Consider the following 7588-nt stretch of genomic DNA (forward strand, 5'->3'; position numbering starts at 1 on the left):
GCCACCCCCGCCCTCCCCGCCGGCCCGCACGGCCGTGCCGTCCTCGCCGAGCTGCCCTTCGGCCGCTGCGACGCGGCGCTGCTCGATCGCCTCGCCGGCTGGAGCGAGGCGCACGGCGACGGCGATCTCAGCCTCACCCCGAGCCGCGGCGTCGCGCTGGTCGGCCGTGACGAGGCCGCCGCCGAGACCCTGCGCCGCGAGGCCGCCGCCGCCGGCCTGATCGTCGATCCCGCCGACCCGCGCCGGGCGGTCGCCGCCTGCCCCGGGGCGCCGGCCTGCGCCTCCGGCGGCACGCCGGCGCAAGCGGACGCGCCCCGCCTCGCCGCCGCCTTCGCGCCGCTCGCGCGGCGCGGCGCCACCGCTCACGTCTCCGGCTGCCCGAAGGGCTGCGCCCATCCCGGCCCCGCCACCCTCACCCTGGTCGGGCGGCCGAACGGGCGCTACGGGGTGGTGCCGCAGGGCCACGCCGGCACCGAGACCGACCTTGCCCTCACTTTCGATGCCGTGCTGGAGCGGCTAGAGAGCGTTCGAGACCCCTCCGGCCTGAGAGACGCATTCCGGGAGCCCGCATGAACCCGCGCCTCGACTACATCCGCGACGGCGCCGCCATCTACGCGCGCTCCTTCGCCATGATCCGCGCCGAATCCGACCTGTCGCGCTTCCACGGCGCCGCCGAGCGGGTCGCGGTGCGGATGATCCACGCCTGCGGCATGACCGACCTGCCGGCCGACATCGCCCTGTCGCCGGACTTCGCCGAGGCGGCGCAAGCCGCGCTCCGCCGCGGCGCGCCGATCCTGTGCGACGCCCGCATGGTCGCCGACGGTGTCACGCGGGCGCGGCTGCCGGCCGGCAACGAGGTCGTCTGCACCCTCTCCGACCCCCGGGTGCCCGATCTCGCCAAGAGCCTGGACACCACCCGCACCGCCGCCGCGATGGAGCTGTGGCGCGACCGGCTCGCCGGATCGGTCGTCGCGGTCGGCAACGCGCCGACCGCGCTCTTCCGCCTGCTCGAGATGCTGGACGAGGGCGTGGCGCCCCCCGCGGCGGTGATCGGCGTGCCGGTCGGCTTCGTGGGTGCCGCCGAATCGAAGGACGCGCTGGCGGCGGATGGCCGGGTGCCGTTCCTGGTGGTGCGCGGCCGGCGCGGCGGCAGCGCCATGGCGGCGGCGGCCGTCAACGCGCTCGCCAGCGAGGCCGAGTGATGGACGGCCCCTCGGACTTCCTGCCGGCCGACCCGGCCGAGATCCCGTCCGCCCCGAAGGCGGCCATCACCGGCACCCTTTACGGCGTCGGCATGGGGCCGGGCGACCCGGACTATCTGACGGTCCGGGCGGTGCGGGTGCTCGAGCGCGCCCACCACCTCGTGCATTTCTGCAAGGCCGGCCGTCGCGGCAACGCCCGCACCATCGCCGACGCGGTGGTGCAGGATCCCGCCCGGGAATGGGCGCTGGCCTATCCCTACACGACCGAGCTGCCGCCGGATGATCCGGCCTACGTGGCGGCTTTGTCCGGTTTCTACGACGAGGCGGCCGCGTGCCTCGCCGCGGAGCTGAATGCGGGCCGCGACGTGGCGATCCTGTCGGAGGGCGATCCGTTCTTCTACGGCTCGTTCATGCATCTGTGGCGGCGGCTGAAGGACCGCTTCCCGGTCGAGGTCGTGCCGGGCGTCACCGGGATGTCGGGCTGCTGGACGCGGGCCGGCACCCCGATCACCTGGGGCGACGACGTGCTCACCGTCCTGCCCGCCACCCTGCCGCACGCGACCCTGGTCGCCCGCCTGAGCGCCACCGACGCCGCCGTGGTGATGAAGCTCGGCCGCCATCTGCCGAAGGTGCGCGCGGCCCTCGCCGAGGCCGGGCTCCTGGCCCGGGCCGTCTACGTCGAGCGCGGCACGATGGAAGGGGAGCACGTCGTGCCGCTGGCCGAGAAGCCGGACGACCGGGCGCCCTACTTCTCGATGGTGCTCGTGCCGGGCGAGGGGCGCCGGCCGTGACCGGCTCCGTCACGGTGGTGGGCCTCGGCCCCGGCGACCCGCGCTACCTCACGCCGGCCGCCGCAGCGGCGCTCGACGCGGCGCAGGACCTCGTCGGCTACGTTCCGTACGTCGCCCGGGTGCCGGAGCGGCCCGGCCTCGTGCGCCACGCCAGCGACAACCGGGTCGAGGTCGACCGGGCCCGGCACGCCCTGGAGCTCGCCGCCGCCGGCCGCCGGGTCGCGGTGGTGTCAGGGGGCGATCCCGGCGTCTTCGCCATGGCGGCGGCCGTGTTCGAGGCGCTGGAGGCGGGCGATCCGGCCTGGCGCGCGCTGCCGATCACGGTCGAGCCCGGCATCACCGCGATGCTGGCGGCCGCGGCCCGGGCCGGGGCGCCGCTCGGCGGTGATTTCTGCGCGATCTCATTGTCGGACAACCTGAAGCCCTGGGAGGTCATCACCGCGCGGCTGAGCGCGGTGCTGGTGGCCGACCTCGTGGTCGCCCTCTACAACCCGATCTCCCGTGCCCGGCCCTGGCAGCTCGGCGCGGCCCTCGCGCTCGCGGCCGAGCACCGCGCGCCCGACACGCCCGTGATCCTCGCCCGCGCCGTCGGCCGGCCGGACGAGACGATCCGCGTCCTGCCGCTCGCCGAGGCGGGGGCCGCCGAGGCCGACATGGCGACCCTGGTGATGATCGGGGCGAGTGCCACCCGCCTGATCCCGCGCGAGGGACAGGCGCCCTTCGTCTACACGCCGCGGTCGGTCGCCCGATGAGCGTCGAGCCAGTCCAGGGCGGCACGCGCCTCCGCCACCTGCGGCACGTCCGGCATGACCGGCTGGCGCACGATCACCACCGGCAGCCCCAGGGCACGGGCCGCCGCGATCTTGCCGTAGGTCGCCGACCCGCCGGAATTCTTGGTCACCAGCACCTCGACGCCGTGGCGCTGCATCAGCGCGGCCTCCTCCGCCGCGCCGAAGGGCCCGCGGGCCTCGATCGTGGTGATGTCGATCCCCGCCAGCGCGTCGCCGACCGGCTCGATGGTGCGCACGAGGTAGCGGTGCTGCGGCGCCGCCGCGAAGGCGGCGAGCTCGAGGCGGCCCACCGTCAGGAAGACCCGGCGCGGCGCGGTGCCCAAGGCCGTCGTGGCCTGGGGAACGCTCTCGACCTCGCGCCACGCGTCGCCGGGCTCCCGTGCCCAGGCCGGGCGCCGGACGGCGAGGAGCGGCACGCCCGCCTCCCGGCCCGCCGCTGCGGCGTTGCGCGAGATGAGTCTCGCGAAGGGGTGCGTGGCGTCGATCAGCGCCGCGATGCGATGCTCGCACAGGTAGGCGGCGAGCCCGGCCGCGCCGCCGAAGCCGCCGATGCGGGTGCGCGCCGGCAGGGCGAGGGGCGCCGCCGTGCGCCCGGCGAGGGACAGGGTGACGTCGTAATCCGGCCGGCCGGCGAGGAGCCGGACCAGGCCGGCGGCCTCGGTGGTGCCGCCCAGGATGAGGATGCGCATGGCCGCCTTCTCGCCTGAAGCTCCCCCCGTGTCGAGCACCGCCCCGTGGCTGTTCATCGTCGGCCTCGGCGAGGACGGCCGGGCCGGGCTCTCGCCCGCCGCCTCGGCCGCCCTCGACGGCGCCGGGCTGGTGGTGGGCGGGCGCCGGCACCTGGAGCTGGCCGCCCCGCTCGCCGCCGAGACCCTGGCCTGGCCGAGCCCGCTCTCCGACGCCTATCCGACGATCCTCGCCCGCCGCGGCCGGCCGACCTGCGTGCTCGCCACCGGCGATCCCTTCCATTACGGCGTCGGCGCCGAGCTCGCCCGGCTGGTGCCGGCGGAGGAGATCGCGGCCTTCCCGCACGCCTCCGCCTTCAGCCTCGCGGCGTCCCGCCTCGGCTGGCCGCTGGCGGAGGTCGCCTGCCTGACCCTGCACGGTCGGGCGCTCGAGCGGGTGATCCCGTATCTGCAACCCGGCGCCCGGCTCCTCGTCCTGTCCTGGGACGGCACCACGCCGGAAAAGCTCGCGGGCCTGTTGACCGAGCGCGGCTTCCCGCGCACGCGCCTGACCGTGCTCGAGGCGATGGGGGGGCCCCGCGAGCGCCGCCGCACCGCGCTCGCTGCCGGCTTCGCGGAGAGAGGCATCGACCCGCTCAACACCGTCGCGGTCGAGGTGGTGGCCGAGCCGGACGCCCGGGTGATCCCGCTCAGCGCCGGCCTCGACGACGCCTGGTTCGAGAGCGACGGCCAGCTCACCAAGGCCGAGATCCGCGCCGTCACCCTCGCGGCCCTGCGCCCTCGCGCCGGCCAGCTCCTGTGGGACGTCGGCGCCGGCTCGGGCTCGATCGGCATCGAGTGGTCGTTGCGCCATCCGGCCAACCGCGCCGTGGCGGTCGAGGCGCGGGACGAGCGCGCCGCCCGCATCCGCCGCAACGCCCGGACCCTCGGCGTGCCCGACCTCGCCGTCGTGGTCGGCCGCGCCCCGGCCGTGCTCGCCGGGCTGACGGCGCCGGACGCGGCCTTCATCGGCGGCGGCGTCTCCGATCCGGCCCTGGTCGCGGCGGTTCTCGAGGCCCTGCCCGCCGGCGGACGCCTCGTCGCCAACGCAGTGACGCTCGAGAGCGAGGCGGTGCTCCTGCGCCTCCACGCCGAGCGCGGCGGCACCCTGCGGCGCCTCTCGGTCGCCCGCGCGGAGCCGGTCGGCGGCCTCACCGGCTGGCGCCCGGCGATGCCGGTGACTCAATGGGCGCTGACGAAGCCGTGATGACCGCATCGATCCTCGAGGCGCGGGTGCCGGGTGCCGCCCCCCCGCCGCGGCCGCTGCGCGGTCCGGCCCGCGCGCCCGACACCGGGGCGCTGCGCCCGGTCATCGCCGGCATCGGCTTTCGCCACGCCACCGGGACGGACGAGATCCTGACCCTGGTGGCCGCCGCCCTGCGGCAGGCGGACCTCGCGGCCGCGCGCCTCACGGCGCTTGCCACCGCCGCCGACCGGGCGGAGGACCGGGCGATCCGCGCCGCCGCCGAGGCGCTGGGCGTGCCGCTGGTTCCCGTCGGGGTCGAGGCCCTGCGCGAGGCCGGCCGCCGCGGGGTCACCCGCTCGGTGCGGATCGAGGCCCTGCGCGGCGTCGGCTCGCTGGCGGAGGCGGCCGCCCTGGCGGCGGCCGGACCCGACGCACACCTCATCCTGCCGCGGATCGCCAGCCCGGGCGCCACCTGCGCGCTCGCCGCCAGCGGAGACGAGCCATGATCCACTTCATCGGCGCCGGGCCGGGCGCGGCCGACCTCATCACCGTGCGGGGCCGCGACCTCATCGCCCGCTGCCCGGTCTGCCTCCATGCCGGCTCCCTGGTGGCGCCGGAGATCCTGTCCTGGTGTCCCCCCGGTGCGCGGATCGTGAGCACCGCCCCCCTCTCCCTCGACGCGATCGTCGACGAGATGGCGGCGGCCCATGCGGCGGGCCTCGCGGTGGCGCGGCTGCATTCCGGCGACCTCTCGATCTGGAGCGCGGTCGCCGAGCAGACCCGCCGCCTTGACCGCCTCGGCATCCCCTACGACCTCACCCCCGGCGTCCCCTCCTTCGCGGCGGCCGCCGCCGTGCTCGGGCGCGAGCTGACGGTGCCGGAGGTGGCCCAATCCGTGGTGCTGACCCGCACCAGCGGCCGCGCCTCCGCCATGCCGGATTCGGAGCGCCTCGCCGCCTTCGCGGCGACCCGCGCGACGCTCGCCGTGCACCTGTCGATCCACGTCATCGACACGGTCGTGGCCGAGCTGATCCCGCACTACGGGCCGGACTGCCCGGCCGCAGTGGTCTTCCGCGCCACCTGGCCGGACGAGCGGGTGCTGCGCGGGACCCTGGCGGACCTGCCGGCCCAGGTGACGGCGGCGGGGCTGGAGCGCACCGCCCTGATCCTGGTCGGCCCGGCCCTCGGCGCGACGGAGTTCCGCGAGAGCGCGCTCTACGCGGCCGATTACGACCGGCGGTTCCGGCCGGGGGTATCCCAGCCATGACACGGTTCGATGAACGGCGCGACTGGCGACGGTCAGGGTTCAGGCTCAATCGGCCTGATCGGACGAAGGGCTGCTGAGGGGGACGACTCACAGGCGTTTCCATACGTTCACCTCTACCCGCTGCTGAGGAGCGCTTCCGTCTCCATTGCATCGATCCGGCGTCCCGGGTGCGTTGTCATGGCGATCGAGTACCAGCTGACGTTCGCCGCCGGGGTCGAGCCGTCCACGCTTGCCGTTTGGTTGCTGGCCGGGGTTCGAGGACACGGGCAAGCCTACGACCCTTCTCGCGTTCGGCCTGTCGGCAACGATCGGCGGCGCGCGACGACGACGACCGCTGGATGGCGTTGGGCTTCGCACCGTGCGTCGAGGTCTACTTCGGACAGGACAAACTCGCCCTTCGGGGCAATGATCGCGCGGCTGGTGGATACGGTCGCGCGGCTGCTGCGTGAGGTCCCGGTGGACGCCGCGTTGGCGAGCGACAGCAGCGCTTATAGGGTTTCGTTCTTCACAGGTGCTCCCTACGGATATTTCGATGAGCCCTCTCGACGACGAAGCTTGGGATGCATGGTCTCCCGACGAACTCGGTCAGCGTCTCCGAGAAGCAGTCCTCCCCTGGTACGTCGCAGGCGGATGGGCTCTGGACGTTGCGCATGGCAAGCAAACGCGTGAGCACGAAGACTTAGAGTTTGTCGTTATTCGCGATGATGTGGATCACTTCCGCGCCCTTTTGCGCGATCTGGATTTCTTTACTGTAAATAATGGGAAAATCGAATATCTTCCCCCGTCCGCTAGCCTGCCTGGCGATGTCTGGCAGCTTTGGGGCGGAGACATGCGGCGAGCTTGTTGGCGCGTGGACATGATGATGGAACCAGGGACGCCAGACCTATGGATCTATAAGCGCGATCAGACAATACAGATGGCACGCTCCGATGCTGTTCATGTGAGCGAAACGGGTATCCCATATCTGGCACCTATAAATGTCATGCTGTTCAAGGCGAAATATTGTAGAAAAAAAGATCAGAGAGATTTCAATTTTTTTCGAAACAAATTTTCTACCGAAGAAAAAGAGCAGCTGCTTGTCTGGCTGAACGAATTGCATCCTGGCCATGAGTGGATTGAACATCTGCAAATCAGCTAGGATCACTCAATCAGCACCAGGATGCGATGACGGCGGCCAAGGCGAGGGCGGAAGCGACGTTGCGGGTGAGCTTGTCGTAATAGGTGGCGATGCGGCGGAAATCCTTGAGGCGGCAGAACACCGCCTCGACCCGCCAACGGTCGGGATGGCGCCGCGTGTCGAGGCGGATCCTGCACTCGCAGCCGTGGGTGCCGGGAATGACCACGCTGATGCCCTGCTGGCGCAACTCCTATCAGTTCGGGCGCTTTGGTTCGGATCTCGGCAGTAAGGGAATGATAAGCTTCAGAGCCTGTTTAACTTTCTGGACAGTATGAACACCCTCTTCGTCATTCGGGCTGCGCAGAAGAGCCCGGAATACAGAAACTCAGGCGGTGTCGAGTAACGTGAGTTGCGTTCTTCTCCATTCTGAACACCCTGCATGTCATTCCGGGCTCCGCTGCGCGGCCCCGGAATGACATGCAGGGTGTCAAATCTGTGGGATCCAATCA

At 72.7% G+C, this 7588-nt stretch carries 8 protein-coding genes and 2 pseudogenes; 8 read left to right on the forward strand and 2 right to left on the reverse strand.

Annotated features, from left to right (window positions below; translation table 11 throughout):
• The 4 genes and pseudogenes from VQ02_RS10805 to cobJ all read left to right on the forward strand — a co-directional run.
• A pseudogene (locus VQ02_RS10805) lies at positions 1–573 on the forward strand (nitrite reductase); the annotation flags it as partial.
• Positions 570–1202 carry a precorrin-8X methylmutase gene (locus VQ02_RS10810; protein WP_048444197.1) on the forward strand — a complete coding sequence of 211 codons (633 nt, stop codon included), beginning with the start codon at positions 570–572 and terminating at the stop codon, positions 1200–1202. The pseudogene VQ02_RS10805 and the gene VQ02_RS10810, both read left to right, overlap by 4 nt.
• Positions 1202–1993 carry a precorrin-2 C(20)-methyltransferase gene (locus VQ02_RS10815; protein ID WP_048444198.1) on the forward strand — a complete coding sequence of 264 codons (792 nt, stop codon included), beginning with the start codon at positions 1202–1204 and terminating at the stop codon, positions 1991–1993. The genes VQ02_RS10810 and VQ02_RS10815 overlap by 1 nt, the downstream gene beginning before the upstream one ends.
• A complete protein-coding gene (gene cobJ / locus VQ02_RS10820) occupies positions 1990–2745 on the forward strand; it encodes a precorrin-3B C(17)-methyltransferase (RefSeq protein WP_048444199.1) in 756 nt (251 codons plus the stop codon). Before VQ02_RS10815 ends, cobJ begins: the two co-directional genes overlap by 4 nt.
• On the opposite strand, the gene VQ02_RS10825 is transcribed toward cobJ, so the two are convergent.
• The gene (locus VQ02_RS10825; RefSeq protein WP_048444203.1) at positions 2718–3530 is read right to left on the reverse strand and encodes a cobalt-precorrin-6A reductase; all 813 of its coding nucleotides are present in this window, start codon (positions 3528–3530) and stop codon (positions 2718–2720) included. The genes cobJ and VQ02_RS10825 overlap by 28 nt on opposite strands.
• Between VQ02_RS10825 and VQ02_RS10830 the strand changes: the two genes are divergently transcribed.
• The 4 genes from VQ02_RS10830 to VQ02_RS35535 all read left to right on the forward strand — a co-directional run bounded on the left by VQ02_RS10830 (position 3472) and on the right by VQ02_RS35535 (position 7100).
• Complete coding sequence (locus tag VQ02_RS10830; protein ID WP_048444200.1) at positions 3472–4716, forward strand: bifunctional cobalt-precorrin-7 (C(5))-methyltransferase/cobalt-precorrin-6B (C(15))-methyltransferase; 1245 nt, start codon at positions 3472–3474, stop codon at positions 4714–4716. The two genes, VQ02_RS10825 and VQ02_RS10830, sit on opposite strands and share 59 nt — an antisense overlap.
• Positions 4716–5201 carry a cobalamin biosynthesis protein gene (locus tag VQ02_RS10835; RefSeq protein ID WP_083469149.1) on the forward strand — a complete coding sequence of 162 codons (486 nt, stop codon included), beginning with the start codon at positions 4716–4718 and terminating at the stop codon, positions 5199–5201. Before VQ02_RS10830 ends, VQ02_RS10835 begins: the two co-directional genes overlap by 1 nt.
• Positions 5198–5962, forward strand: a complete 765-nt coding sequence (gene cobM / locus VQ02_RS10840; protein ID WP_048444201.1) for a precorrin-4 C(11)-methyltransferase — start codon at positions 5198–5200, stop codon at positions 5960–5962. The genes VQ02_RS10835 and cobM overlap by 4 nt, the downstream gene beginning before the upstream one ends.
• A gap of 532 nt (positions 5963–6494) precedes the next feature.
• A complete protein-coding gene (locus VQ02_RS35535; RefSeq protein ID WP_083469150.1) occupies positions 6495–7100 on the forward strand; it encodes a nucleotidyltransferase domain-containing protein in 606 nt (201 codons plus the stop codon).
• A gap of 10 nt (positions 7101–7110) precedes the next feature.
• Here the strand turns inward: VQ02_RS35535 and VQ02_RS10845 are convergent.
• Positions 7111–7329, reverse strand: a pseudogene (locus tag VQ02_RS10845) (transposase); the annotation flags it as partial.
• Positions 7330–7588: the final 259 nt, after the last annotated feature.

Origin of the sequence: Methylobacterium variabile (assembly GCF_001043975.1) — a bacterium.
Taxonomy (GTDB): Bacteria; Pseudomonadota; Alphaproteobacteria; order Rhizobiales; family Beijerinckiaceae; genus Methylobacterium; species Methylobacterium variabile.

Bases quoted from the DNA above. Each gene is read 5' to 3' on its own strand.
- VQ02_RS10810 (WP_048444197.1), top strand. From the start codon at position 570: ATGAACCCGCGCCTCGACTACATCCGCGACGGCGCCGCCATCTACGCG.
- VQ02_RS10815 (WP_048444198.1), top strand. From the start codon at position 1,202: ATGGACGGCCCCTCGGACTTCCTGCCGGCCGACCCGGCCGAGATCCCG.
- VQ02_RS10830 (WP_048444200.1), top strand. From the start codon at position 3,472: ATGGCCGCCTTCTCGCCTGAAGCTCCCCCCGTGTCGAGCACCGCCCCG.
- VQ02_RS10825 (WP_048444203.1), bottom strand. From the start codon at position 3,530: ATGAACAGCCACGGGGCGGTGCTCGACACGGGGGGAGCTTCAGGCGAG.
- VQ02_RS10835 (WP_083469149.1), top strand. From the start codon at position 4,716: ATGACCGCATCGATCCTCGAGGCGCGGGTGCCGGGTGCCGCCCCCCCG.
- cobM (WP_048444201.1), top strand. From the start codon at position 5,198: ATGATCCACTTCATCGGCGCCGGGCCGGGCGCGGCCGACCTCATCACC.
- VQ02_RS35535 (WP_083469150.1), top strand. From the start codon at position 6,495: ATGAGCCCTCTCGACGACGAAGCTTGGGATGCATGGTCTCCCGACGAA.